Source organism: Paraclostridium sp. AKS73 (genome assembly GCF_025671395.1).
GTDB lineage: Bacteria > Bacillota > Clostridia > Peptostreptococcales > Peptostreptococcaceae > Paraclostridium > Paraclostridium benzoelyticum.
Window position 1 is genome coordinate 1 of the sequence record NZ_JAIXHU010000014.1, and the last position, 26,541, is coordinate 26,541.

Sequence of the window (26,541 nt, forward strand, 5' to 3'; positions counted from 1 at the left end):
TCATATTAGAAAAAGATGATAATTAATATAATATTTTATAAATATATACAAAAAATATGAAACTCTATATAGAGTTTCATATTTTTTATTACTCAAATTTATACTTGTCCCGGGAAATAATCTTGTCAAAATATATTTAATCATTATATGTTGTATTCATAGGCGGTTTAGATACAGATACGTCATATCCTTCATTCAATAAGTCAATTTTTATAATATCTTCAGTAGAAATTTCAAAGTCAAAAATTCCTATATTTTCTTTTATCCTATTTTCATTTGATGATTTTGGAATAGGTATAACCCCTTTTTGAATATGCCATCTCAATACTACTTGTGCTATTGTTTTATTATATTTCTCTGCTAAGTTAATCATTAAATCATTCGAAAATATTCTTCCTCTGCTTATAGGACTCCATGCAATCACTTGAATATCATTTTCTTTACAATAGCTGATCATTTCACTTTTAATGCTAAACGGATGCATCTCCACTTGATTTATCATTGGCATTATAGTTGCAATCTTTTTTAACTCTTCTAAGTGATTTGCTTTAAAATTACAAACTCCTATAGCTTTAACTTTTCCTATAGAATATAAATATTCAAAAGCTTTCCATGTTTCAGCATTTAATTTATTTGGCCAATGAATTAGGTATAAATCTATATAATCTACATCTAAATTCTTTAACGATTTATTAAAAGCTTTAATAGTGCTATCATATCCATGATCTTCATTCCAAAGCTTTGTTACTAAAAATATTTCTTCTCTATCTATTTCACTCTCTTTTATGCCTTTACCTATACCTTTTTCATTCCCATAAAATGAAGCTGTATCTATCATTTTATAGCCTATTTCGAGAGCATTCTTTACTATTTCAGATGTATCTTCATCATTACCTGACTTGTATGTACCAAATCCTACAAGCGGTATCTTTACTCCATTACTTAAGCTCGTAAATTGTTTATCCATAAAATAATCCTCCGTTTTGTTATCTAAATCATTTTTTAATATTATATCACTATGCAAACTTACATAATATAAACTGATAAAATAAATGAAAAAGGAGGATATATGTTTTAATAATACACCCTCCTTTTAATTATTTAGAATTATTTCTTATATGCGCGGCAACCTTTACATCTTCTCTTTTTATATGACTAATTATCCAATTAGCAACCTTACTATTAATTTCACCCACTAAAACAATACTTGGGCCTTCTGCTAAGAGTTTTTTCTGTATATTATCAACAGTATCTATAAAATGTTGATGATACTTTTTATGATTATTGTAATCAGGATAATTGTATTTTTTCTGTAAAACTTCTTCATGCCCAAAATGCGTTCTAGTGTAAGAAGATAAAAATTTCACTGTCTTTTCTAATTCAGCTCTACCCTTACCTTTACTACAAGCTTCTAATAAATCATTTATTGCTTTTATTAATTCTTTATGTTCTGTATCAATTTGTACATTACCAGTTAGTAAATCATCAGTCCATTTATATGCCATTTTGTCTCCTCGCAATCCTTTGCTTATTTTGGTAATTTTTAGTAAATTATATCATTTTTTTTATTTTTAAATCTATTACACTAAGTAAAATTTCTATAGAAAATATCTATTTTAGATTTACATAAAATTAAATTTAGCAATAATATAATTAATAAAAAGATCTTTTAAAGATCTTTTTTTATTAATTATCTGATTTTATATTTACCCATGCATTATCATATATTTTTTTAATATCCATTGGAAAATCTTCATAAATTTCACATCTATCCATTACTTCTTTAGGCATATATGCATTTGGGTTGTTTCTTACATTATCAGGTTGAGCTAATCTAGCTTCTTTATTTGGAGTAGTGTATCCGATTTCATCAGCTATTCTCAACGCACTTTCTTTATCACTAACAAAGTTTATAAATTTCTCTGCTCCTTCAACATTCTCAGCATTTTTAGGTATACATAAACTATCTATCCAGAAATTTGCTCCTTCTTTAGGAACTACATAAACTAAATTAGGATTCTCATCTTGAAGATTTAATCCTTCTCCTGACCATATCATATTTATATCAGACTCACCTGATGGAATCATTGTAGTTCCATTATCAACACCATATATAGGATTTACTGTTTCTCTTTGTTTTATCAACAATTCTTTAGCCTCTTCTATTTCTTTTGGATTTTTCGAGTTTAAAGAGTATCCAAGTTTCTTTAAAGCAGCTCCCATAGTATCTCTATAAGTATCAAACATAAATACTTTATCTTTATATTTTTCATCCCATAAAATATCCCAACTATCCACTTTTTCCTTAACTACATCTTTGTTATAAATAAGGCCTACTGTTCCAAACATATAAGGTACTGAATATTTATTTCCTGGATCTATTTGAAGATTTAAATAATCTTTATCCATTTGAGATATGTTAGGTATATTGTCTTTATTTAATTCTTGTATAAGTCCTTTTTTAATCATTCTTGGCATTAAAGCATCAGATACTAAAATAACATCGTATTTAACTCCACCTTTGCTAATTTTTTGATACATTGTTTCCATATCATCAAATGTTTCAACATTAACCTTTATGCCGTATTTTTTCTCAAATTCTTTTACTGTTTCTTTGTCTATATTTTCTCCATAATTAAGAAAACTTATTTGTTCAGATGAATCTTTGCTACATCCAACAAAAAATGCTCCTATCAATAAAATACAAATTGATAAGCTTAATAATTTAAATATTTTTTCATATTTTAATCCTTTCCTTTAATATAAGATTATTCTAATACCCCAAACTGTAAATAGTCAATCTTCTTTACTTTGTAGTTTTTAATTAAATAATATTCATATCAAATTTATATTTCCATTTTATGGTCATTTATCATTGAAAATGATAAGTTTTTGTATTATAATCTAAACTTGTTTTGTTAACATAGGTCTAATAATGTTATTATCCTGTGAAATATATTTTATAAGGGAAATTATTTAATTTTTAGGTCAAAAATAAATTTTATAAGGAGGAGTACAATGGAAAAAAATAATGAAACTGTATTTTGTTCTAAATGTGGACATAAAAATTTGTCATCAGATAAGTTTTGTTCGAACTGTGGAAATAGCTTAAAATCTATTGAAGATTCAATAAAAGATGCTACCACAAATATTAAAGATACTATTACTAACAATGAAACTTATAAAAAGTTCACTGATATAAGTGGGGATGGCTCTTTAAAGGCAGATTGGGAAATGATGATATGATAAATTTCATTCAAAAAAATACTGAGTATTACATACCCAAATTCAAAGAAATGCAAGAATTAGAAAAAAGTACATCTTGGAACTGGGCATCATTCTTTTTTACATCAAATTGGCTATTCTATAGAAAAATGTATGGATATGGAGTAGGGCTAATAATAGCTAATATAATATTTGCTTGCATACCATTTTTAGGTTGGATTTTACATATAGGTACAAATATTGTATGCGGCTTATATGGGAATAGCTTATATTTAAAATATGTACAAAAACAATTAAGTTCTGTGGATGGGCTTAAAGAAGATATAAAACATAGAGTACTATTATCTAAAGGTGGAACTAACTTAGTATTACCAATTGTTTTAACTTTCTTAGTGCCTATATTATTATTTATACTAGCATTTTTTGGATTAACATTATCTATAATCTCTAGCCCTTATTATTACTAGTTAATTAAAATGGTTATGCTATAAAAATTTATAGCATAACCATTTTTAATCTATTTATATTCTTTTATTATCTGTTTGGTATTTTTTACATATAATTCCCACAACATACCCCTGTTCCTGCTATAGCATTTTGTTTGATTAAAGCTCTTCTTTTAATTCGTAACTATTATTCTCTTTAGGCATCACCTTAAATAATAAAACAGATGAGAATGTTAACATAATCATATCAGTTATAGGTTGAGCATAAATAAATCCTGAAAAACCAAACACTTTGTTTAATATAATTAAAAGAGGCATATATAATAATCCTTGTCTTGATATAGATAATATAAATGCTACAACAACTTTACCCATAGATTGAGCTGAAGTTGTAGATATCATCTGACCTCCTACAAAAGGAAGTGATATAATTAAAGCTCTAAGTATAATAGTTCCTTTGTTTATAACCTCAGGTTCACTTGTAAATAATCCTATTAAAGGATTAGCAAATACCCCAAATATTAAAGCTAAGATTAATCCTATCATAGAAGTTATTATTATACCTTTTTTAATAATTTCTTTAACTCTAGGAATATTATTACATCCATAATTATACCCAACTAATGGTTGACATCCAGCAGAGAATCCCATAAATACAAATGTTCCTATAGTCATTATTTTCATAGCAACTCCCATACCTGCAACAGTTAATGTTCCATAGCCTACTGCTATATTATTTACAATAACAGTTGCTACACCCATTAACATTTGATTTAGAGATGCAGGAACTCCTATTGTAAATATTTCTTTAAATATATTTTTATCATATTTAAATTTCTTTAAATTTATTTTTAAAGTAGTTTTTCCTTTTAAAAATGCATACATAAAGTAAATTAAAGTGGATGTTTGACCTATTATAGTTGCTATTGCAGCTCCAGTTATCTCCATCTTAAGTCCAAATATAAAAACTGGATCTAAAACTATATTTATAACAGTTCCTAATGTAAGACCTATTACAGATTGCATTATATTTCCTTCTGATCTTAAAAGTTGCCCTAATGCATAACTACACATCACAGGAATTGCTCCAATAAACATTATAAATATATACTTATAAGTATAATTAAAGGTAGCATCATTTGCCCCTAGTCCTTTTGCAATATTAGGAGACATAAATATTCCAGCTATCATAACAATTATACTCATTATAATCAAAATACCAGTCGCTATCGATATAGTCTTATTCGCTTCTTCATAATCCTTATTTCCTAAACATCTTGATATATATGAAGACGATCCTGATCCTATAATTCCTGCAATAGCCATAAGCATCATAAATACAGGAAGAGATATATTTGCTGCCGCTAATTGATTTGCATCATTTAACATCCCTATAAAGTAAGTATCTACTAAATTATATAAAACTTGAATCATCATACCCATAACCATAGGTATTGATAATTTAAGTATAGCTTTTGAAACTTTTTCATCTCTTAAAAGTCTAATTTTTTTATCTTCCATCTTGCCCTCCTATTTGTCACTTTCTTCTATTTTTATACAAAATTTTGATAGTGTATTTAAAGCTTCATTTATTTCTTTTCTTTCTTCATTTTCCATATCATCAAACATGTTATTTATACTTTTATATAAATTTTCTTCTAACTCAACTGCAATTTGTTCACCTTTTTGAGTTAATTCTAAATTTGTAAATCTCTTATCTTTTTTGATTTAACTTTTACTACATATCCGTTATCAATTAAAATATCCACTGATGTTGTGAATGCACCTTTTTGAATACCTATAAATTTATTAATTTTACTCATTTGTTTATGTTCATGTTTATGAACAAATAGTAAAATTTTTGCATGTGTTTCATTAAGATTAGAATCTAATTCTTTTATTGATGAGTATTTAAATACATTTTTTGTAAAATGGTGTATAATCATTAAATTTTCTATAAAATTTAAATTTTTCATAAGATCTCCCCTTTCATTAGTTTTAAATAAAACTATCTTACCTTTTATTATATACCACCATAAACAAGGTTGAAACAAAAAGTTTTATTTAAAACTATTTATATTAAAATAAAAAGTACTAACTACTGTAGTTAGTACTTTTTATTTTAATATTTTATTTACATAGCTTTCGCAGGGAATATAGCATCTAAAATTCCTATAACTACAGCTGCTAATAAAGCACCTATAATAGATACTCCCATATTAGGTACTAAAAATTGAGCTGCATATATTATTATTGCTGCTATTAAAAATCCTTTTATTCCTTTTCCAAAAGGAGATGCATCTACTCCCATAAACATTTCTACTAAATAGTCTAGTACTGAAATTACAACAGCTGCTAATAAAAATGACCATATACCCTGTATTGTAAATCCTGGTGTTACAAATGATGTTATAACTAAAATAACTGCAACTAATAGAAATCTTCCTATCCATCTCATTATACTATTATCATTACCATTTTCATGTACCATAAAAGTCACTCCTTAAAATAAAGTAATTTATTATTAATTTTTACAAATAATAAAGTAGATATAAATAATTAAATTTATGCTATTTTTAATTTTCTACTTTATAATCATATATTAACCACTCTATTTTAAAATATCCATTATATAATTTTTATATTTCAAATTTTAATTTTTTTTGAATAAAAAACGTACTTATTAATAAGTACGTTTTTCTTAAATTCATAATATAATTTTTTAATGTAGTTTTACAAATTCCCAAGTTTCACCTTTATTTTTTGATTTATAAAGAGCTTCAGTATCTCCTTTGTAGTCTCCATCTGGACCTTGTCCAATTGACATATATAAAACATCATCCTTCTCATAAGGCATCCCTGGCATATCAAAAGGCTTTATAACTCCTAAATTATCTAATGTTACTTCCTGTATAGGGTACTCTACCAGGTTAAAAGATAGACCTCCATCATCTGTTCTATATAATGATCCTTCAGTGCCAGAAGGTCTTATTGTAGTTATAAATCCAATACTATCATTTATAAACTTAATTCCGCTAACACTTCCAATCGTTCCATTAAAGGGATCCTTATTTATAACTTCCCATATTTTTCCTGAATCAGTAGTCTTACTAAGTGAGTACAAACTACTTCCTAATGCTTTATCTACTAAATTAACTTTATATCCAACTTCTTTAGTTAGATAAAATTGCTCTTTACTTTTATCTGATCCTCCCGATTCCTGCTCATAATCTTCTGGCTGAGGAAGTAAACATGATTTACTCCAACTTGAATTGTTTACTAAATTATATCTAGCAGGAGTTATTCCTTCATTTCCTGGAGTAAATAAAGATACAGTGTATCCCACAATTTTAGAATCTGTTTGCTCAATACCTGATAGTTCTCCCTTTTCATTGATATTGATAATTCCATCAGAATTATATCCCCAATTTCTTTTTCCATAGTAAACTAATCCATAATTATCTTGATTCCACTTATCAACAGTTTCCTTAACCGGAATAACTTTAACTGTTTCGATTAATGGGTTTAATAATTTATCATAGTTATATTTAGGATCAGCATAACCATTTAAAATTAATGTAATATCCTTAGACTTATTTTTATCATAGGTTATTAAATAACTTCTTTCTTTCCCTTTATCATCTTTACCATATATAAATGTATCAAAAGATGTAATTGTTCCATCTGGTTTAAATTTTAATGAAAAGTTATCTGACATATACAATTCTTTTGGCAACTTATATTTTTTATTAATGTCTTCAAATATGCCTCCAACACCATCTTCATATATATTATTATTTTCAAACTTTACTTTTCTTTCACTTTTTAATCGTTCTATAACCCAAGATAACTTTCCTCCATAATTTACTGAGCTCTTGTATATTTTAACTCCGTAAAATGATGTTATCGTTAAAATAATTACAATAAAAATGTATTTAAATTTAATTGTTTTACTATACTTATAGCATTTGTTTTTTGTGACTTTAAATATAGTAAATAAAACTATACATATTATCAATAATAGGCATATAAAAAAGACATAAATATTATTATTCATTCTTCCATACATGCATAATGAAGATAATTCATAACAAAATATCCAATATAAAAGTATCAATATTGGATTTGTTATTAAAGAAATAAATATTTTTTTAAAATTTTCCATAAATATACTAATCACCCCTATTCAAAATTTGTAAGTTATTTTTTATATAGATTTTCTTCTCATTTGCTTTCCCCCTTATGAAAAATTTCTATTAATTATTTTCACATATATATAAAGTAAGAAATATTACTTTAATTATATCACTAAATTCTACTGATTTTATGACATGAGCTTAATAGAGTATAAAAGTTGCTTTTTATATTAATTTTGAAAAATAGAAATAATTATCATTATTATTAATGTTTTATATATTTTTTACTGGGTAAAATAAATAGGTATGATATACCTTATAAAATAACGAAAGGAGATTGTCATAATTTTTATGACATTAATTAATAATGTTTAGCATCTTAGGATTAATTTTATCATTGATACTTATCATGTACCTTGCTTATAAAGGTTACTCAACAATAATAACAGCTCCAATAATTGCTCTATTAACAATAATCCTTACTACAGGATTTAATAGCCATCTAATGGCAAATTATACAGAAATATATATGGTCGGATTTGCAAATTTTATAAAAAACTACTTCCCTCTTTTTATGACCGGTGCGGTTTTTGCAAAATTAATGGAGGAAGCTGGATATGCAAAATCTATAGCTCACTTTATAACTAAGAAAATTGGAAAAAATAAATCTGTATTAGCAGTTGTTTTATCTGGATCACTTCTTACATATGGAGGGGTTTCCTTATTTGTTGTTGCATTTATACTTTATCCAATTGCATCTATGTTATTTAAAGAAGCTGATATTCCTAAAAGGCTTATACCTGGAACTATAGCTCTCGGTGCATTTACATTTACAATGACAGCTATGCCCGGATCTCCAGAAATTCAAAATGTTATACCCATGAAATACTTTGGAACAGATACATTTGCAGCCCCTGTTATAGGAATTTTTGCAAGTATTTTAATGCTAACACTTGGAATGTTATGGCTTACTAAACGCGTTAAATCTGCTAGAAAAAATAACGAAGGTTACGGTAACTATAATGATAATTCTGTTGAGGAAAATTATGAAAATTTACCTACTATTTTTAAAGCTTTTACTCCTATAATTATAATTTTTATTACTAATTTATTCTTTTCAAAAATCTATTATGAAAATATAGATGGTGAATACTTAAGTAGCTTTAATACTACTTTAAGTAATGTTTCTGGAACTTGGAGTGTTATAATTGCAATAGTCCTAGCTGATTTATTTATAATATTAACTAACTACAAAAACATAAAAAATTTAAAATCAGTTCTAGATATAGGTGTTTCTAATTCCTTCAGACCACTTCTTAATTCAAGCGCAATTGTTGGATATGGAAGTGTTGTAAAATCATTAGCAGTATTTAGTGTTATTCAAACATTTATTTTTGGTATTTCATCAAATCCAATAATATCAGAAGCTTTATCAGTAAACTTAATTTGTGGACTTACGGCTTCAGCTTCAGGAGGACTTGGAATATCCCTTGATGCACTTGCACCTACTTATTTACAAATGAGTCATGCTTTAAATATTTCTCCTGAAATTCTCCATAGAATAGCTTCTCTTTCTTCTGGTGGTTTAGATACTCTCCCTCATAATGGCGCTGTAATTACTACACTTGCTATTTGCGGATTAACTCATAAAGAGTCTTATAAAGATATTTTCATTACTTCTGTAGTTATACCTATTTTAACAACTGCTATAGTTGTAATATTAATATCTCTTAAATTTACAGTTTAATTATATAAGAAGAGATTATTATTTTTAAAACATCTCTTCTTATATAAAATAATTTAACATTTAAAAACTTATTTACTTATACTTTTTAAGTCCTTATATCCGATTCTTTTTACAGAAATACTTACTACCTTTATTAAAAACAATCCACAAACTAAATTAATTAAAACCGCAGGGACTACTGCTATTAAAAATAATGATTTAAAAGTACCAGGTAATCCTACTAAAATTAATGCAGATAATAAAAAGGTTGCTCCACTTACTAATGTTCCTATTGGCAATATTATTAAAGATATTATAAAATCTTGAGTTTTTTCTCTAAATTTTTTTATAAATGGAAACTTATACATAATAAATACTAAAACATATATTATATTTGTTGTAATAATTTTATCTAATATATTCGGTAATTGTCCTCCTGGAAACTTTGTAGTCAATGCAGTAAAAATTCCAGTTATAACTCCACATACAAGTGAAGTTTTATAATCATCTTTATTTAAAATTATTATAGTAAATAACATTATTAATGTCATATCTGGCTGAATTGGCAACCCGATAGTTGGTGTTATTTGATGCAATAGTAGCCCAATCGCTAGTAGTAGAGAATTTAAAACTAATTTTCTTGTATTTGTTTTCATAATTATGTCCTCCTAGTTTTTTTAAATTGTTATTATTTTTCATTGTAAATTTCCAATGATATAAATCACCGTCTTTTGAGGTACCTGTTCACATCATATTTATCACCACCTTTAATTTTTTGAATTAAAAAAACTCCGTCCTATATTAATAGGACGGAGTCTATCCGCGTTGCCACCTAATTTACGTACAAAAAATTATTTGTACATCACTCAATTTCAGGTACTATCATACCCTATTCGCTATAACGTGCGACACACGGTAAAGTCTACTATCACATACTTGTGATTTCAATTTACTCCTCAAAGGCCCATTCACTAAATCACTTCTTGCTAAGATTCCACCACCCTCAGCTCTCTATATTGAACCTAAATTTAGCTACTATCCCTTTTCTCAGGATTTATATTAAAGTTATTTAAAATAATAATCTATACAACTTTATTTGTCAATTTATTTTTTAATAACTACTCATATCATATATAAATTAATATGATTTATTTATATGAGATGTATATTAAAAAGTTTACTAATTTATTTTAAGACTTAGATTATTTTACTCCAACTTGATCCCATGCAGCTTTAACATCATTAGCTACTTGATCTCCATAAAGATCTTTTGCTGATTGAATTAAAGAACTTTTAGCATCTTTAAATTGTGATTGTCTTGTTAGATATTGAGTAAGAGCTCTATAGTATACTTTCTCTGCTTTTTCTTTTCCTATCTTAGTTATAGTGTTGTATGCTGCTTTGTTAGGTATACCACTATTTATATGAACTCCACCTCTATCATAATATATACTATAGTTTTTATAGTCTTTCATATTTGCTGGTTGTCCATGTTTTGTAGGATCTTGTAAGTCTCTTATAGCTTCACCAGGTGTTTTATATAAATCTTCTCCCATTTGCCAGTCATCACTATCTACAAAATAACCAAATACATCTGAGAATGATTCATTTAATGCTCCTGGTTGATATTGGTAAACTAAATCAGCTGATGATGATGTAACTCCATGTGTTATCTCATGGGCAATAACATCATTTGCTGCTGTAAACGAGTTTTCTGTTTTTTGATCTCCATCACCATAAATCATCTCTGCTCCAGTCCAAGCTGCATTGCTCCAATTTCCCCCGTATTCTGGGTCTGGAACATGTATATATGAATTTATATCTCCACCATTACCATCATAACTTTCTCTATTATGAGTATCTTTGTAATAGTTATAAACTTGATTTGTAAAATAGTGAGCATCTACAGCTGCTTTATCTTGATCGAAAAAATTCTTTATATTTGAAATGACATTCCCAATTATATTATCTCCTTGGAAAGACTCAAATCCTATAGTCGTTATTTTCCCTTTATGAGTACTATCTATCATTTGGAAATTACCATTATCTTCAGTTATATTTAAAGGAGTTTTAACTTGTCCATCCGAACCAATTCCGCTACCTGTTGCTTGAGCTGCTTCCTCTAAAACATTTTGTTTTTCAACTACATTACCATTTTCTGCATCTACTTTAATTATCCAGTGAGCAGGTTCTGGAACAGTGTATGCTAAGTCTAATGCATATACTGCTCTATTACTTTTTTCATCAACAACAATTTTAGCGTCTTGTACTACATCTTTACCTGATAAATTTTTAACTTCATCGCGTGATTTTTCTATTGATTTGAAAGCTGACTCAATAGCTTTATCTTTATCTATTTTAGTTTCATTTTTAACTTCCAATTTACCTTGATCTAAATCCCCATTTACAAAAACAACTTTTCCAGTTTTATCTGTGTGTATCTTAACCTCAGCTGTATCTGCAAAATAACCATCAGCTTTAGGTTTTAGAGTATAATGAGTAAATCCTAAGTCATCTTTTTCTTTTTTAACTAATTCATATTGATCTGCATTATCTTTTACCTTGTAATCTTCAGATACATTTTTTAATACATCTTTTAAATCTTTATCTGCTGTAACATTATAAGCTTGAGGTAATTCTTCCTTAGTTTGACTATCTGCAAAACTTACTGTAGGTGCTAAAAATCCGCAAGATAACCCTGCAATTGTTAAAATAGCTAAATTTCTTTTAAACATTAAAACCCATCTCCCTTGTTAAATTTTTAATTAATACTTTTGAAAATTTTAACCCTAACTTAAATAACATTAAATTAATGCATAAAAATATTAGTTAAGCCTTCAGACTGTCATTTTGAAATTTTTGTTTTTGTAAAAATTTAAGAGGAATGTTTTTAGAATACAGTTTGGTATAAAAATAATATAAATATTGTCTATATTTATTATATAAACAACAATTAATACTAAAAAAATATCTAATTTTATTTATTTTATTGGTAAAAGATTGAAAATTAAAGATTTGTTTCTTTTGAAAATGATTTTGTATACAAAATTTTGGTTATTACTTTAACATAATTATGTTCGTTCTTTCAATATAGATATTATATACGTACGGTTAGATTGTCAACTATTTCCATAAAAAAATATTTAGATTGCTAACTTTCATTTTCTAGATTTAATCTAAAAATGGCTTATACACTTAGGTACAAGCCATTAAAGTCAATTGTTAAATTTTTTAAAATCTCCTATTAAAATTTCCACTTTATTGAGTTCCTTAATTATTATTGTTCAAATTATATATATTATTTTAAAATTAAAAAGTAGAAGAATCATTATCATTTGATGACTAACCTTCTACTCTAATACTTAATTTTTTTATATTAAATTAAACTCTTTTAAAACTGTTTCTTTTTCTTCTCCAAACATTTCTCTCGTCCTTATAAGCGGATATCCTACTTGAAGTATAAGATCAAAGTTATTATCAATATTTTTTTATGAGTAATTAACGCATAGCTATGACTTTCAATAACTTCTTTCACTAGTTTAACAGCACCCCAATGACTATTTTCTAATCGATGTTGAAATCCACATATAAAATCATCTACTGTATATACAAGTGCATAAACTGAAGGAGATGTGTGGAACATATCAGCTAATCTATTTTCATTTGAATCGTATAAATATCCGTTTTGACTTAATATACATTGTAGTTCTTCATAATATTTAACCTTGCTTAATTCTTCTATATAGTTACTAGAAAACATATTATCACTATCTATTCTAATATGATAAATATATTTATATCCATCTATTAATTTTTCTATATAACTATCTCCATCACCTGTAAAAATTATATTATCAGGAAGTTTAGGATATTTAGATAATGCATCAAATATCAAATTTTCACTTTCTTTTGCATATCTCACAACACATTTAAAATCTTGATTAGTTTGATTCATCAAACTTTTCCCCGTATATTTCATAAATATATCTATTCTATAATCAATCCATTCTTTTGTTTTTGATTGTTTTTTACATCAATAAATCTATCATCAAATTCTGGCCAAAATGGATTTGTATCTGTATTGAATGGTATATCTACAATCATGGCAGTTTCATTGTTCATACTTATTCACTCCTTAAAAAACATATTTCCCATAATATGAAATTTACTAATATAGTATGAACTATAGATTATTTATGTTAATAGATTTTAATGTGTTGACACCTTGTTTATGCTATATTTTTTATTTATTCCCATGAATAGCAGTTGCATTTAATCATAATTTTTCAAACAAAATTTATGGTATCTCAATTATGTTATTAAGCTTATTAACAATACTATTTTGAATTTGTAGTGAGTTAATAGTCTAAAAAAACTCACTAATATTACCAAGTATTTCTTTATAAACCATTAAATTTACAGTTTAAAATTTAATGTTAGTTCAGTAGAAATTTTATTCTAGAATCATTTTTTACAAAGTCAAGCGTATTATCTTTTTTAATTAACTCTACCACTAAACTTCTATACCAATCCTCGCTCTTTTCATTATCCTCATTAGTATTTCTATGTTTATATAATTTTGACTTCAAAGAATCATCCATACTCCCTGCTTCATTTACCATATTTACAATACTTTCTATAATTCTTTCTTTATCCTGTTTTTCTTTTGCTAAAAGTAACTCTAATGGATATTTATGATATGTTCCTAAATCAAATGCTTCAACATGTTTTTTAACACTCTCTAAGTATTCTTCTGCCTCACTGAATTTATTTTCTTCACATAGCATCGATATTATAAAAATTAAAACATTCAATGTGTCATGGGCATTTTTTAATAACATACCCTCACAAACAGCATAAGCATCATCAATTTTCCCACTACTTTTAAATAATGATGCCTGTTGAAACGTCTTATCTACTTCTATGTCTGGAATCTTATCTAATATTTCCTGAGCTTTTCCATACTCTTTTTTCTCTTTATATATTACTGATAAAAGTAATTTAGCCATAGAAGCTATTTTTTCTTTGCTACTTGCTGCTACTAGTTGCAGCCAGTCAATAATATTCTTTTCATATTTATCTTTTCCCTCAATTTTAGATATCAATAACTCTATTCTTAATGCTAGAGATACCCAATATATTAATTCATCACAACTTGGATATTGTTTAATTAAATTACATCCTTTTTCAAATGCTTTTTCATATCCATATTTTTCTGATATTTGAACTACTTCTTCTACAAAATTTTCTACTTCTACATCTGTTAAATCCTCATTAATGATAATAAAGTATTAATATCAATTTTTAAAACACGTGCAAGAGGCGCTAACAGTGTTATATCTGGATATGATGTTTCTTTTTCCCATTTATTTACTGCTGGTGCACTTATATTTAAATAATTAGCGACTTGTTCTTGTGTAAGATTTTCCTTTTTTCTATAATGCCTAATAACCTCACTTATTTTCATAACGTTAAACCCTCCTTTTACTTATAATCTTATTTAAGTTCTAACTTTATTAACTAAATGATATCAAAGCTATATACTTTAAACAATTGAAGGGTTCTCATGTTTTATTGATAAAAGTTAACGGTTAGTTAATTTTTATCAATAAAACATGAGAACCCCCTAATATAGGTAAGTCTTTATTTATCTCAACCTGATTAAAATAATCATACCTCTAATTGTTATTTTAATATTATAAATTTAATTTCTACTGAATTAAATAATTTAAACTTATATGTGCCTGCTCTTTAATTTATTAATTAAATCGGATTCTAAAATATCTAAAAATTTAAATATAGTTATTTTTTCTTCTTTACTAAGTTCAGAAAATATCCTTGAATCTTTTCTGATACTTTCTTCATGTATTAATTTATGTTTATTAAAAATATCATTACCTGTATTTGTTAATTTAAAATACTTTTCTTTTTTATTTTCATCTAATTTATAATCTTGAATATACCCTTGATTTATTAATCTTTTAGTTATTTTTGTTGCTCCACCTCTTGTTATATTCAAAAAATTTGCTACATCTGTAAGTTTAGGGTTTATACTACCTCCTATAAAATCAATTGTGTGAACCTCATTTATATTCAATCCATTATATATGTCTTGAAAATTTGCTTTATTAAATAATTCAAATAATTCTACAATTTCTATTGTCTTAATTAATAGTTTCTCATTGTTCATATTACTCCTCCATAAAATCAATTAAAACTCTTACCGCTAACCCTGTTGAAAAAGGATTATTTATCCATATAGTATAAATATTTATTTCTTTTTCATAAGAATTAATTTGTGATAAATCCAGATTTTCTACTACATAAACATTATTATTTTCACATTTTATATCAGCTTCAAAGTGTTCTTTTCCTCTTCTTATTCCTGCACAATCTATTCCTATAAAATTAACTTCTCTATCTATTAAATAATCTATTAGTTCTAAACTTAGTTGATTATGATTTTTTATATAGATATCACTTCCATAAGGATATTTTTCTCCTATATTTGTTTTAAAAATAATAAAATCTCCATTATTAATTATTTTATCTTGTATGCATTCAATACCTATTTCTTTATCTAGATTATAATTACTACAATCTACTATTACACCTCTTGATTTAATATAACTTTGTGGTATTTCACTTTTATTATACACATCTATATGAGTTCCTATATGACCTGCTGAAATCAATTTATTTTCTTGATTTTTTAACCAGTTCCATACCTCGTTATCTCTTTCTAACTTAAGACTTAAATCTATCATAGTATCACTCCTTTGTTTCCTAGTTAACAATATTTTATAGTTTTTTGTTTCCATGTCAACATTTTTTAATATATTGAAAATAAAAGAGTAACCTTAATCATTTAAAATAACTAATCCACCTGGAACCCATATGTATCATTCTCACGTTAATGTAGTAAAGCAGGATATGCTAGGATTAATAGGTGGCTTTGCAATTCTTAATCTACATGAAATAAATATTAATAAAGACTATCTAATGCTACTGCAGGAATGGAGTCTTGTTGGATTAAAAAAGGAGAAAAAGTAAAACCCGGTCAATATAATCTCAATCCTTTTGCTATGGACTTTAATGTGTTTACTATAAATGGTAAGAATTTTCCAGCTACCGAACCTATGCCTATCCGATATGTCGATATTGTGCGCCTAAGATTCGGAGGTATACAAATAAACCCTCATCCTATGCATCGTCATGTGCATCAATTTTGGTTAGAAAGTTCCGATGGTAATCCAATTATACCTAGCAATAGACTAATGAAAAATACAGTATTAGTAGTTGCTGGAGAGACATGGGATGTAGTGTTTAAAGCATGTAATCCTGGAATTTGGCCTATCCATTGCTATATATCTCATCATATTTCTAATAACTTTACTGATGGAGCCGGTGGCATGTTTAATACTTTAGTGTATGGATAGAATAAACATCAAATAAATTTATTTTAGTCTATTTAAGATAAAATATATCAATTATTATCTTATAAAAAATTAAAAGAAGGAGAATCCATATGTTAAAGGTATCTCCTTCTTTTTTATTAAATAATACTATATAAAATATTCTTTTAGAAAAATATTTTACATACGATCAATTTTTTAATTTTACATATAAATTTTTTCACCATTTATATAATTCCAATTACCGTTATGATTTTGGCTCTTTGCACCTAACTCAAAGTGCAACATAGAAATTCCTAAATCAATATCTTCATATCCATACTTATCTGATACGGTATACGCTTTTACTTCATTATCTAAAAAAGAATAGCCTACTGGATGCTTATTTAATGCAGAAGGCGCTTTTATTACAAACTCAATGCCTTCCTTTATCCAACTTGGTAATAACTCAGTGTCTTTTTCTAGTAATACTTGATCAAATGATTTTTTACTTTTATTCATTTTAGAAATTAATTTTTCTCTTATGCTCTTATCTTCTAAAACTTCCCCTACTGCTATTACACAAATTAGTTCTTCATCTTGATTTATATCTATATATTTTTTACATTCATTTTTATCGTAAGTTCCACCTATCCAACAAGTTCCTAAATTCATGCAAGTTGATTCTAGTACTAACATTTCTCCATAATATCCAACTTTAGTTTTATAATCATCGATATTTTTATTTCCTACTAAAGCTATACATGAATTTAATCCTTTTATTAATCCATATGATGCTGAAAATCCTTTAAATAACTTTGAACAATCTTCTATAAATTGAAAATTCAATCCAGTTTCTTCATTTATTTTATAAATTAATTCTTTTATTTTACTTATATCTTTTGTTTCTAATTTTTTATTTATATATGCTCTTCTTGAGGTTCTATAGTTTACAGCATCTATCCAATTTTTATTAAATTCCATTTTTTAACCACCTCTGTATAAGTACTATAATAATACTTATTTACATTTATCTATTTAATATATTTTTCTATACAATCTAATTTTTTACTAACCCATCAAACTCATGAAGATATTTTATATAGTCCTCTTCTTTTAAATTAAGATTTTCTGCTATTCTTCTTGGAATATCTTTTGCCTTGCCTTCAATTTCTAATCCTTTTTTAGTAACAACTATATAAATTTTTCTATCATCATTTTCATCTTTAACTTTTTCTAAATACCCGTTGCTTTCCAATTTATTTAAAATAGGAGTCAATGTACCAGTCTTCATTTTTAACTTAGAACTTATTTCTTTAAAAGGTAATTTTTTATGTTCCCACAGAACCATCATAGTTAGATACTGTGGATATGTTAAATCTATCTCTTTTAATAAAGGTCCATATATTCTAACTATACTCTTAGATACTGAGTATATTTTAAAACAAAGTTGATTTTCTAATTTTAAATTTTCGTGCATGGTACATCCTCCTAAAAAACTATACTATTTTTTATTTATTATAACTTCTTTTCCAGTATGTATCAAATAATTTCATATTACTGATTCATAATGTTTTTATAAATTTCCAATATATTTTTTTCAACTTTTGTTATTAAATTTATATAGAAACAAGTAAGCTAGATGAAGTATTTATTAATCCATCTAGCTTTATTATATTTATAATATATATTATTTTACCCAATCAACTACTTGATCCATTGATTGTCTTAGTTTTTCTTCTGGATTATTAACTCTATATCCAAATGCAGCACATAATACAATATTGAACTTGTCTGTGTCTAATAATCCTCTATCCACTAGTATCTTTTCTACTTTATTGTGATCTATACCCCCAATAGCACAAGAGTCTATTCCTTGCATAGCTGCTAAACTCATCATATTAGCTAATGCAATATGAACTTGTTCTGAAGAATAATTTTCTAAATCTTTATCATCTTTAAATCTAACATCCTCTATAGACTTCATTATACCTTTATACTTATTAGCAATGTCTTCTGGTAAATGTTTAATATCTTTTAATAAATAATCTATATAGTTTGAATCAAATCTTAATTCTTTAGCAGTTCTACCTAAATATACTACTAAGTGGCTACATGTTGGTATTTGTGTTTTTCCACCCCAACAAACTTCTCCTAATTCATTTTTTAATTCTTGATTTTCTATAACTAAGAATTTCCAAGGTTCGATTCCCATAGAACTTGGAGAAAGTCTTCCTGCTTCAAGTATTACTTCAAATTCACCTTGGGTTATTTTCTTATTAGAATCAAATTCTTTGCATGCGTGTCTAAAATTTAAAACATCTAATATCTCTTTTTTATTCATTTTAATGCCTCCTGTTTTTACCTTATATAGTTTTATATCCTCTATATGATTCTTGATTATATTTATATATACCTTTCTAAAGTTCCATAACTTTATTTTCTTTTAATGATATTAAAGCTTCAGGTGTATGAGTTGATAAATATACAGTCTTATTTTCTTTTACAAATTCTCTAACATTATTTAAAATTTGTTTTGCTAACTCTTTATCTTCAAACACTACTGATAATGCATTTTGTCTAAGTGCTTCATCTGTATAAGTTACATCACCATGGAACATATAATGTAATCCTTCAAACTCTGCTACTACTATAGAATTCCCTTTTGTATGTCCATACGCAGGTAGCATGAATATGTTGTCAGTAATTTTTTGACTTTCTTTAAAGTTTTTGTACTCTCCATCTTCAAAGTTAACTCTTGCTATATTGTTACCCTTTAAGTCCATTGATTGAGCTTCTATTTCTGATATATATTTTAGAATCATCAAATAATCTAAGTTCTCCTGTATGGTCTTGATGTTTATGTGTAACTATAACTTTATCTATATCTTTTGGTTCATATCCTGCTTTTTTAATGCATCTACAAAATTATTAACTTTTTCACCAGTGTATATCATTTGTTCAGGTTTTGGTTCTACATCTTTTGTCTCAACTGGTACTCCTGTATCCACTAATATAACTTCTTTTCCAGTATCTATTAAATAATTTTGTAAACTTGATTCGTAATTTTTATTTGGATCTATTTTTTCTTTTTCAACTGATCCTCCAAATGCAAGTGCTTCTTTCATAAATCCATTTTTATAAAATTCTAATGCTATTATTTTCATTTTTAAATTTCTCCATTCCTTTTTATCGTATACGATTAATCTTATACGATTATTATATTCACATTTTTCGATATGTCAATTATAATTTTTCATAAAAAAATAAAACCGCATCACTTACTTGTGATACGGCTTATATTAATATTTAAATTCTATAAGTTTATTTTTTAATTGATTTTCAATATTTATTAATTCTGCTTCTGCTTCTCTACGTTTTTGACGTCCTTCTGTTTGTATATTAAGTATTTCATCAAGAGTTGAAATTAACGACTCATTTGTAGCTCTAAGCGTTTCAATATCAACAATTCCTCTTTCAGATTCTTTTGCAGTCTCTATAGTTGAAGTTTTTAATATTTCTGCATTTTTTCGTAAAAGTTCATTTGTCATATCTGTTACTTCTCTTTGGACTCTTGCAGCATTAGCAGCATGAGCAACCCCAAGCGCTAAAACCATTTGATTCTTCCAAAGTGGAATAGTATTTATAATTGTAGATTGTATTTTTTCAGACATTAATGAATCATTATTTTGAATTAAACGAATTTGAGGAGCCATTTGTAATGAAATCATTTTAGTTAATTCTAAATCATGAATTTTCTTTTCAAATCTATTACAAAGAGCAACAAAATCATTTAATTCCTGAGCATCCTGAGGATTACCACTAGTTCTTGCTTTTTCCTGTAATTTAGAAAGTTCTTCTTTTTCTAGTTTTTGAAGCTTCTTTTTACCCGCTAATATATACATATAAAGCTCTTTAAAATATGCTTTATTTATTTCATACATCTTGTCTAACATAGCAATATCTTTTAAAAGCTGTATTTGATGCGCTTCAAGAATACTACACATTTTCCCTATATTGTTGTCTACATTCTCATATTTTATTTTCATGTAAGAAATTTTATCCTTACCTTTTTTAAAGAAACCTAAAATTCCTTTTTTATCTTCAGATTCTTCAAAAGTCTTTAATTCATGAACTACACTAGATAATATATCTCCAATTTCACCTAAATCTTTCGTTTTTACATTATTTAATGCTGACTGTGAGAAATCAGAAATTTTCTTTTGAGCACCAGCTCCATATTGTAAAATAGAATTTGAGTTATTTATCTGTATTTTATCTACAAATTGGTCAACCATTTTTTGTTCTTCTTCTGTAAGTTGCATTTCATCAACTATTTTCTCTTCTATTTTTTCTTCTTTTACTTTTAAATCAATAATTTCCTCTTGAAATGGTTCAAAAGTTAATTCTGGCTTTATATCAATAGATTGTTCTTTAAATTCATCACTCATTCTTAATACCTCCCTTTTATTTAAAACTTACTTTTTAAAATCCTCTTCTACCAATCCTTCTTGTTTAAATAATGTTTTAAGAACAGAAATATCTGTAGAAACATCTAAAACAACATCTTCAAATAAATCATCTAGTAAGTTTTCAAAAGCACTATTAATAAGATCAATACTTTTTTCAATTTCATTTTTAGCATTTTCTATATTTTCACCTTGAACTACTTGATCATTTATATCTTTGTATGAATTAATTAATTTTATAGTAATAGGAAGATAATGATTTATAAATTTATTAACTTCTTGTATCTTGTTAGGATTCTTTTCAACCTGACTAAGGATTTGGGTTGCAATATTTCCTAACTTATCTAATTTAACAGCTATTTCTTCTTTACAAAGATCATTTCTTACATTTTTTATTTGCTCAATATAACTTCTTCCTATTTTAATTGTAGCTTCTATTTTTTCTTTCTCTGAATCATAGATCTCTTCATTTAGTTTTTCATCATTACTTTCTTTAGCTATTTGTTGATTTTTTAAATTTAAATAGTCGTTATAAACTTCATCATTTATCATAAAGTAAGTTTTTTCTTCATCTATGTGTCCTTCTAAAAACATACCTTGATCTATCATTTTGCTTAATTCTTTAACAACAAAACTATCTTTTTCTTTTGAAAATCTTGCTAAATCATTAATTAAAAAATAACTATTGTTATTAATAAATCTTACGTATGTCTTAAAACGCTTTACTCTTTTTCTTAATGTTATTCCCCTTAGTAACAAAGCTAAACTTACTGCAAAGAATAAAAATCCAACTCCCAAAATAATATTACTACCTATACTTATAATCCCACCACTGAATAACATCTTAAGTATTAGAGTTGTAAATAATGAAAATCCAAAAACTAAGGTTCCACTAACTCCGAATAATATATAAATTATTCCTGATACGCTTCCGGCTGGTTTCTTGCTAATGTATGTTGATATATCATTTTTAGGTTTTTTATTTAAATTCATATACTTTTCACTATATCCATTAAACTTTGATTTAAATTGATTTAAGGTATCCCCAGTTTTATCTGTAATATCCTTTTTTAAATTAGCAAAATCTATTGCTTTAAGTGCATTGCTAACTGTAGACATAATTTGATCTTCTAAATCAGAAAATTCTTTTTTACTCATTATCTTGCCTCCAGGTTATTTTAATTATAATTAACATATATATATACTATTATGTTAATATTTTAAGTTTATTATATCTTATAATTTAGCTAATTGTAACCGCTAAGTTAAAAGGAAAATAATACATATATATAATATATTCTTCCTTATAAAAATAGCCTTAGGCAATTTTTATAAATGCCTAAGGCTATATGTGAATTTCATAAAATACATTACTGATTAGTTTATTATTTTAATAAACATGAGTTATTATTTTATCATTTGTTCTTATCTTATGTTTTCCCTCAAATAACCATAGCATTTCCTAATAACTTTTATATAGGTGGCAACTTAATTATATTTTCAAGCTTTTCAACTTTAATTTCTGAAATTCCAAGTGACCTAATTCTATTAAAGAACTCATCATTTTCACCAAATATTTTTTCATCAAGGAATAAATCTAGAAATACAAATTCTCCATCTTTTTAAGAACCCTTAAAGCTTCTTTAATACTTTTTTGTCAGCCTCGTCTTTTACTTCATGAAAAGTTAAACAACTCACTACTATATCAAATTCTTTTTCTCTAAATGGTAAGTCAGATTCACTTGCTTGTATAAACTTAATTCTATCTGCTACACCTTCATATTTAGCATTAGTTTCACATATTTATTTTGAATATTCCCAGTCATTTGCCCAATAATCAATTCCTACAAGAGATGGTTTAGTAAATGATTTGGCTAGCTTAGTTATAAGTGAGGCACTGCCAACACCTATATCTAATGTTTTTGCATTTTCTTTATAACTAATCTTATTTATAATCAAATAATGTATTTTTGACTGTAAATCCCCGCCTCTATCTGAGAATTGATAGTAAGAATATGATATTATAAATAAAATATATAAAAATGGTAAAAGCAAAATACTAGCACTAATACGCAAATATAAATTAATTGGCAAAAATGATATCAATATTAACAATATAGAGATTACTAAAAAATTCATTATTTAATTTATTTTAAAAACGACATAATCTACTTATAATACGGTTCTCCATACCTTACTATACGGAGCTTGTTTTTCTATTGTCAAATAGAAAGAGAGCCTTTTTAACTCTCTCATCAATTTTAACTTAATTTATTGACTAAATTTAACTTCTAAAAATAAGTTTCTAAAATCACCTATTTTCTATATAATTTAAGTAAACAAAAAAATAGGTGGTAATCATATGTCAAATAATTGTACTTGCACAGACTTAAAATGTCCATTTCATCCTACTAATCACGATAAAGGATGTACTCCATGCATCAATAAGAATTTAAAGCTTCGAGAAATTCCTAGCTGTTTTTTTAATTTAGTAGGGGATACTAAATCACTAGATAGCTTTTATTTTGAGGATTTTGCCAAATTGGTGTTATCTAAAGAATAAAACTAATAAAATAGCTGACGTACTTAACATAGAACGTCAGCTTATTACTTGCCAGTATTGTTTTTTTAATAAAGTCATTTGTATTTATCGTACTTGCAAGCCATGTATCCATTATTTATGGTATGGTTCTCCGTACCTTACTCTACGGAGCACGTTTTGATTTATTTTTATCTACTGTCCCTCTTCAAATAATCCTCTTTTTCCAATGAGTATATATATTTTTCTTTGATTTGACCTGTTTTATTAAATATATCAGTTTATACTTCAATTAATTTATATCCATAAGATTCAAGAGATTTAATCGAATTAGTATTTCCTTACCATACATCATCATATAAAATATCAATTCCTAAATTATCAAAGGCATAGTTATATAATAGTTTTTTTACTTCTTTCATATGACCTTTTCTCCAGTAATTAGAATGTAATCTCTGTGATTCACCAGAAACTATTAGTCATTTATCTTGGTTAGGCTTTCCTAATCTAATTATGCCGATTAATTCTTGTGTATATCTTAATTTTATCATCCAATTCATAAAATACATCTCATATAGCTTAAGTAATTCTACAATCTCTTCTAAATTTTTCGGTACTATATTCCCAACATATTTATGAATATTTTCATCCTGCGATACTTTTAAGTATCCTTTTGCATGTTTATCTATGTCCAACGGTTCTAAAATGATTTTTTCTCCATTTAATAACAGACTGAACCTCCTTAATTAGAATATATATTTTTACCTATACCTTTTGCAGAACTATCTAAATTATATATATTAAAATTATATTTTATGTTATACTAACTAAGTAAATTTTATATCCGTAGATGGATGGCTACGGAGGTTTTGGACGTTTTACCCTCCCTGGGTTGTTGGTGATTTTCACTAAACTCAAAGGAGGTGGTATCGGATATGCTTGAATTCTTATTAATAACAGTACTTTCAGTTATTCTTGTTAGTTTTACTAGCAAAAGTAACATATTTTTTAATTACATACGAATTAAAGTTAAAGTAATCGGACTTGATATAGAAATTAAGAGCAAAGAAAAAAGCACTCCATCCGGCAAAGATCAGTGCTAATTCCTTAATGCTAATTTTTATTAACTTATTCCGATAGCCCTAAAACAAAATAAATGTTCTAAGGATGCTTAGTGTTGACGCACTAAGCATTTTTTATTTATATAATTATTATAACAGATTTTCATCTAAAATAAACAATCATTTTTATATTTAAAACCGTGCTCCCTTACTTGTGATACGGTTCATTATTATTTATTCTATATGCTCTATAAACTTGTTCTAATAATATTAACTTCATCATTTGATGAGGAAATGTCATCTTAGAGAAAGACAACTTATAATCTGCTCTTTTTAAAACTTCATCTGCTAGACCTAATGATCCTCCTATTATAAAAGTAATATGGCTATTCCCTCTAACAGCTAATTTACTCATAGTGTCTGCTAATTCTTCAGATGACAAATTCTTTCCATCTATAGCTAAAGCTATAACATAACTATTACTCTTTACCTTTGATAAAATCTTTTGGCCTTCTTTATTTTTTACAATTTCCATGTCCTTTTCACTTAAACTTTCTGGACACTTTTCATCATCTAGCTCTATCATATCAAGTTTACAATACTTAGATAGTCTCTTTTTAAATTCATCTATTCCTAATTTTAAATACTTCTCTTTAAGCTTTCCAACGCTTATTATAGTTATATTCATAAATGTCTCCTGTTTCTATAGTCTATATATATCTGATGCATCTTCTCTTAAAAGAACATCTAACTTAAGATCTTGTCCAACTATCATGTTGTTTTGTAATAAAATTCCCTTAGTTGTTTCATACGCTAATTCTGGAAAATTATTTTCTTTGCTTAAATGTGCAAGTAATATGGATTCTGTTCCTTGGTTAATTAGTTCCACGCAAAACTTAGCTGCTTCTTCATTTGATAAATGTCCTATTTCAGACATAACCCTCTTTTTTAAAGCATATGGATAAGAACCCATCATAAGCATGTTTGGATCATAATTAGATTCCAATACTACTAATTTAGATTTATATAAATGTTTCTTTAAATTTTCTGTTATACACCCTATATCTGTTGCAATAGATATTTTTTCTTGTTTATCATTATAAAAATTATATCCCACAGAATCTGCAGAGTCATGAGATGTCGAAAATGGTCTTATTATTAAATCATCTAATGAATAAGTTTTATCATTTTCAAAAACTTTCATATTTTTATCTTTTATATCCCCTATTTTATCCTTCATTGCACACCATGTTTTCACATTAGCAAATATAGGTATATCAAATTTCCTTGATAATATTCCAGCTCCTTTTATATGGTCTGAATGTTCGTGTGTTATAAATATTCCCTTTAATTCATTTGCATCTATATCTAAATCTTTTAAATTAGTTGTTATTCTCTTTCCGCTAAGGCCTGCATCAACTAAAACCTTAGTGTTCTTACATCCAATATAATGACAATTTCCACTACTTCCACTTCCTATAGAACTGTATTCTATCATGTGGCACCTCTTTCTTTTACAATCATAAATTATATTATACCAAAAAA

Annotated in this window: 34 protein-coding genes and 1 other annotated feature; of the genes, 6 read left to right on the forward strand and 28 right to left on the reverse strand. The window is 26.4% G+C overall.

The window, feature by feature from the left end; all coding sequences use genetic code 11:
- Positions 1–136: 136 nt before the first annotated feature.
- From LEQ07_RS09320 to LEQ07_RS09330, 3 genes are all read right to left on the reverse strand, one after another.
- Positions 137–967 (reverse strand): aldo/keto reductase, encoded by an 831-nt coding sequence (locus LEQ07_RS09320; protein WP_263330364.1) that lies wholly within the window; start codon positions 965–967, stop codon positions 137–139.
- A gap of 130 nt (positions 968–1,097) precedes the next feature.
- Positions 1,098–1,505, reverse strand: coding sequence for a bacteriohemerythrin (locus LEQ07_RS09325; RefSeq protein WP_263330365.1), 408 nt, complete (start codon positions 1,503–1,505; stop codon positions 1,098–1,100).
- A gap of 181 nt (positions 1,506–1,686) precedes the next feature.
- On the reverse strand, positions 1,687–2,697 hold the full coding sequence (locus LEQ07_RS09330) for an ABC transporter substrate-binding protein (protein ID WP_263330367.1): 1,011 nt from the start codon (positions 2,695–2,697) through the stop codon (positions 1,687–1,689).
- Positions 2,698–3,018: 321 nt separating this feature from the next.
- On the opposite strand from LEQ07_RS09330, the gene LEQ07_RS09335 reads away from it, so the two are divergent.
- Together LEQ07_RS09335 and LEQ07_RS09340 are read left to right on the forward strand one after the other, a co-directional pair.
- A complete protein-coding gene (locus LEQ07_RS09335) occupies positions 3,019–3,246 on the forward strand; it encodes a zinc-ribbon domain-containing protein (protein WP_263330368.1) in 228 nt (75 codons plus the stop codon).
- Entirely contained in the window at positions 3,243–3,692 is a 450-nt protein-coding gene (locus LEQ07_RS09340) for a DUF2628 domain-containing protein (RefSeq protein WP_263330370.1), read from the forward strand. The genes LEQ07_RS09335 and LEQ07_RS09340 overlap by 4 nt, the downstream gene beginning before the upstream one ends.
- Before the next feature lie 138 nt (positions 3,693–3,830).
- Here the strand turns inward: LEQ07_RS09340 and LEQ07_RS09345 are convergent, their stop codons facing one another.
- The 4 genes from LEQ07_RS09345 to LEQ07_RS09360 form a co-directional block, all read right to left on the reverse strand.
- The gene (locus LEQ07_RS09345; RefSeq protein ID WP_263330372.1) at positions 3,831–5,192 is read right to left on the reverse strand and encodes an MATE family efflux transporter; all 1,362 of its coding nucleotides are present in this window, start codon (positions 5,190–5,192) and stop codon (positions 3,831–3,833) included.
- A 176-nt stretch (positions 5,193–5,368) separates the two neighbouring features.
- Positions 5,369–5,647, reverse strand: coding sequence for a MarR family transcriptional regulator (locus LEQ07_RS09350; RefSeq protein ID WP_263330374.1), 279 nt, complete (start codon positions 5,645–5,647; stop codon positions 5,369–5,371).
- A 158-nt stretch (positions 5,648–5,805) separates the two neighbouring features.
- Positions 5,806–6,162: a phage holin family protein gene (locus LEQ07_RS09355; protein WP_263330375.1), complete on the reverse strand. Its 357-nt coding sequence runs from the start codon at positions 6,160–6,162 to the stop codon at positions 5,806–5,808.
- Between the two features lie 231 nt (positions 6,163–6,393).
- On the reverse strand, positions 6,394–7,836 hold the full coding sequence (locus LEQ07_RS09360) for a WD40/YVTN/BNR-like repeat-containing protein (protein WP_263330376.1): 1,443 nt from the start codon (positions 7,834–7,836) through the stop codon (positions 6,394–6,396).
- Between the two features lie 338 nt (positions 7,837–8,174).
- On the opposite strand from LEQ07_RS09360, the gene LEQ07_RS09365 reads away from it, so the two are divergent.
- The gene (locus LEQ07_RS09365; RefSeq protein ID WP_263330377.1) at positions 8,175–9,554 is read left to right on the forward strand and encodes a GntP family permease; all 1,380 of its coding nucleotides are present in this window, start codon (positions 8,175–8,177) and stop codon (positions 9,552–9,554) included.
- A 68-nt stretch (positions 9,555–9,622) separates the two neighbouring features.
- Here the strand turns inward: LEQ07_RS09365 and LEQ07_RS09370 are convergent, their stop codons facing one another.
- The 8 genes from LEQ07_RS09370 to LEQ07_RS09405 form a co-directional block, all read right to left on the reverse strand.
- A complete protein-coding gene (locus LEQ07_RS09370; protein ID WP_052951930.1) occupies positions 9,623–10,189 on the reverse strand; it encodes a tryptophan transporter in 567 nt (188 codons plus the stop codon).
- A 146-nt stretch (positions 10,190–10,335) separates the two neighbouring features.
- Positions 10,336–10,591 (reverse strand) — a binding site (T-box leader).
- Positions 10,592–10,735: 144 nt separating this feature from the next.
- Positions 10,736–12,268, reverse strand: coding sequence for a M4 family metallopeptidase (locus tag LEQ07_RS09375; protein WP_046821569.1), 1,533 nt, complete (start codon positions 12,266–12,268; stop codon positions 10,736–10,738).
- A gap of 713 nt (positions 12,269–12,981) precedes the next feature.
- Positions 12,982–13,488 (reverse strand): hypothetical protein, encoded by a 507-nt coding sequence (locus LEQ07_RS09380; protein WP_263330379.1) that lies wholly within the window; start codon positions 13,486–13,488, stop codon positions 12,982–12,984.
- A gap of 32 nt (positions 13,489–13,520) precedes the next feature.
- Positions 13,521–13,655: a hypothetical protein gene (locus LEQ07_RS09385; RefSeq protein WP_263330381.1), complete on the reverse strand. Its 135-nt coding sequence runs from the start codon at positions 13,653–13,655 to the stop codon at positions 13,521–13,523.
- 314 nt (positions 13,656–13,969) lie between these two features.
- A complete protein-coding gene (locus tag LEQ07_RS09390; protein WP_263330382.1) occupies positions 13,970–14,638 on the reverse strand; it encodes a hypothetical protein in 669 nt (222 codons plus the stop codon).
- A gap of 158 nt (positions 14,639–14,796) precedes the next feature.
- Positions 14,797–15,000, reverse strand: coding sequence for a helix-turn-helix domain-containing protein (locus tag LEQ07_RS09395; RefSeq protein WP_263330383.1), 204 nt, complete (start codon positions 14,998–15,000; stop codon positions 14,797–14,799).
- A gap of 267 nt (positions 15,001–15,267) precedes the next feature.
- Positions 15,268–15,723: a MarR family transcriptional regulator gene (locus LEQ07_RS09400; protein ID WP_046823203.1), complete on the reverse strand. Its 456-nt coding sequence runs from the start codon at positions 15,721–15,723 to the stop codon at positions 15,268–15,270.
- A gap of 1 nt (position 15,724) precedes the next feature.
- On the reverse strand, positions 15,725–16,300 hold the full coding sequence (locus tag LEQ07_RS09405; protein WP_263330384.1) for a cyclase family protein: 576 nt from the start codon (positions 16,298–16,300) through the stop codon (positions 15,725–15,727).
- 249 nt (positions 16,301–16,549) lie between these two features.
- On the opposite strand from LEQ07_RS09405, the gene LEQ07_RS09410 reads away from it, so the two are divergent.
- Positions 16,550–16,972: a multicopper oxidase domain-containing protein gene (locus tag LEQ07_RS09410; protein ID WP_332843079.1), complete on the forward strand. Its 423-nt coding sequence runs from the start codon at positions 16,550–16,552 to the stop codon at positions 16,970–16,972.
- A gap of 180 nt (positions 16,973–17,152) precedes the next feature.
- Here LEQ07_RS09410 and LEQ07_RS09415 read toward each other — a convergent pair whose 3' ends face one another.
- The 10 genes from LEQ07_RS09415 to LEQ07_RS09450 form a co-directional block, all read right to left on the reverse strand.
- A complete protein-coding gene (locus tag LEQ07_RS09415) occupies positions 17,153–17,911 on the reverse strand; it encodes a nitroreductase family protein (RefSeq protein WP_263330387.1) in 759 nt (252 codons plus the stop codon).
- 76 nt (positions 17,912–17,987) lie between these two features.
- Complete coding sequence (locus LEQ07_RS09420) at positions 17,988–18,407, reverse strand: MarR family winged helix-turn-helix transcriptional regulator (protein WP_263330389.1); 420 nt, start codon at positions 18,405–18,407, stop codon at positions 17,988–17,990.
- A gap of 210 nt (positions 18,408–18,617) precedes the next feature.
- Positions 18,618–19,271 carry an NAD(P)H-dependent oxidoreductase gene (locus LEQ07_RS09425; protein WP_263330390.1) on the reverse strand — a complete coding sequence of 218 codons (654 nt, stop codon included), beginning with the start codon at positions 19,269–19,271 and terminating at the stop codon, positions 18,618–18,620.
- 76 nt (positions 19,272–19,347) lie between these two features.
- A complete protein-coding gene (locus LEQ07_RS09430) occupies positions 19,348–19,755 on the reverse strand; it encodes a hypothetical protein (RefSeq protein ID WP_263330392.1) in 408 nt (135 codons plus the stop codon).
- Positions 19,697–19,843 carry an MBL fold metallo-hydrolase gene (locus LEQ07_RS23005; RefSeq protein WP_442952417.1) on the reverse strand — a complete coding sequence of 49 codons (147 nt, stop codon included), beginning with the start codon at positions 19,841–19,843 and terminating at the stop codon, positions 19,697–19,699. Before LEQ07_RS23005 ends, LEQ07_RS09430 begins: the two co-directional genes overlap by 59 nt.
- Positions 19,810–20,094 (reverse strand): hypothetical protein, encoded by a 285-nt coding sequence (locus LEQ07_RS09435; protein ID WP_263330394.1) that lies wholly within the window; start codon positions 20,092–20,094, stop codon positions 19,810–19,812. Before LEQ07_RS09435 ends, LEQ07_RS23005 begins: the two co-directional genes overlap by 34 nt.
- Positions 20,095–20,229: 135 nt before the next feature.
- A complete protein-coding gene (locus LEQ07_RS09440; RefSeq protein ID WP_263330395.1) occupies positions 20,230–21,378 on the reverse strand; it encodes a toxic anion resistance protein in 1,149 nt (382 codons plus the stop codon).
- A 27-nt stretch (positions 21,379–21,405) separates the two neighbouring features.
- A complete protein-coding gene (locus LEQ07_RS09445) occupies positions 21,406–22,554 on the reverse strand; it encodes a 5-bromo-4-chloroindolyl phosphate hydrolysis family protein (protein WP_263330396.1) in 1,149 nt (382 codons plus the stop codon).
- Positions 22,555–23,028: 474 nt separating this feature from the next.
- On the reverse strand, positions 23,029–23,199 hold the full coding sequence (locus LEQ07_RS23010) for a class I SAM-dependent methyltransferase (protein WP_442952418.1): 171 nt from the start codon (positions 23,197–23,199) through the stop codon (positions 23,029–23,031).
- Positions 23,200–23,451: a hypothetical protein gene (locus LEQ07_RS09450; RefSeq protein ID WP_263330398.1), complete on the reverse strand. Its 252-nt coding sequence runs from the start codon at positions 23,449–23,451 to the stop codon at positions 23,200–23,202.
- 307 nt (positions 23,452–23,758) lie between these two features.
- Here LEQ07_RS09450 and LEQ07_RS09455 point away from each other — a divergent pair, with 307 nt between their 5' ends.
- Positions 23,759–23,959, forward strand: a complete 201-nt coding sequence (locus LEQ07_RS09455; protein ID WP_142729566.1) for a DUF6485 family protein — start codon at positions 23,759–23,761, stop codon at positions 23,957–23,959.
- Positions 23,960–24,414: 455 nt separating this feature from the next.
- On the opposite strand, the gene LEQ07_RS09460 is transcribed toward LEQ07_RS09455, so the two are convergent.
- Positions 24,415–24,630: a hypothetical protein gene (locus LEQ07_RS09460; RefSeq protein ID WP_263330402.1), complete on the reverse strand. Its 216-nt coding sequence runs from the start codon at positions 24,628–24,630 to the stop codon at positions 24,415–24,417.
- 240 nt (positions 24,631–24,870) lie between these two features.
- On the opposite strand from LEQ07_RS09460, the gene LEQ07_RS09465 reads away from it, so the two are divergent.
- A complete protein-coding gene (locus LEQ07_RS09465; protein ID WP_263330404.1) occupies positions 24,871–25,038 on the forward strand; it encodes a hypothetical protein in 168 nt (55 codons plus the stop codon).
- Positions 25,039–25,204: 166 nt separating this feature from the next.
- Here the strand turns inward: LEQ07_RS09465 and rlmH are convergent, their stop codons facing one another.
- Together rlmH and LEQ07_RS09475 are read right to left on the reverse strand one after the other, a co-directional pair.
- The gene (rlmH, locus tag LEQ07_RS09470; protein WP_046823216.1) at positions 25,205–25,684 is read right to left on the reverse strand and encodes a 23S rRNA (pseudouridine(1915)-N(3))-methyltransferase RlmH; all 480 of its coding nucleotides are present in this window, start codon (positions 25,682–25,684) and stop codon (positions 25,205–25,207) included.
- A gap of 15 nt (positions 25,685–25,699) precedes the next feature.
- Complete coding sequence (locus LEQ07_RS09475) at positions 25,700–26,494, reverse strand: MBL fold metallo-hydrolase (protein WP_046823217.1); 795 nt, start codon at positions 26,492–26,494, stop codon at positions 25,700–25,702.
- Between the last annotated feature and the right edge of the window lie 47 nt (positions 26,495–26,541).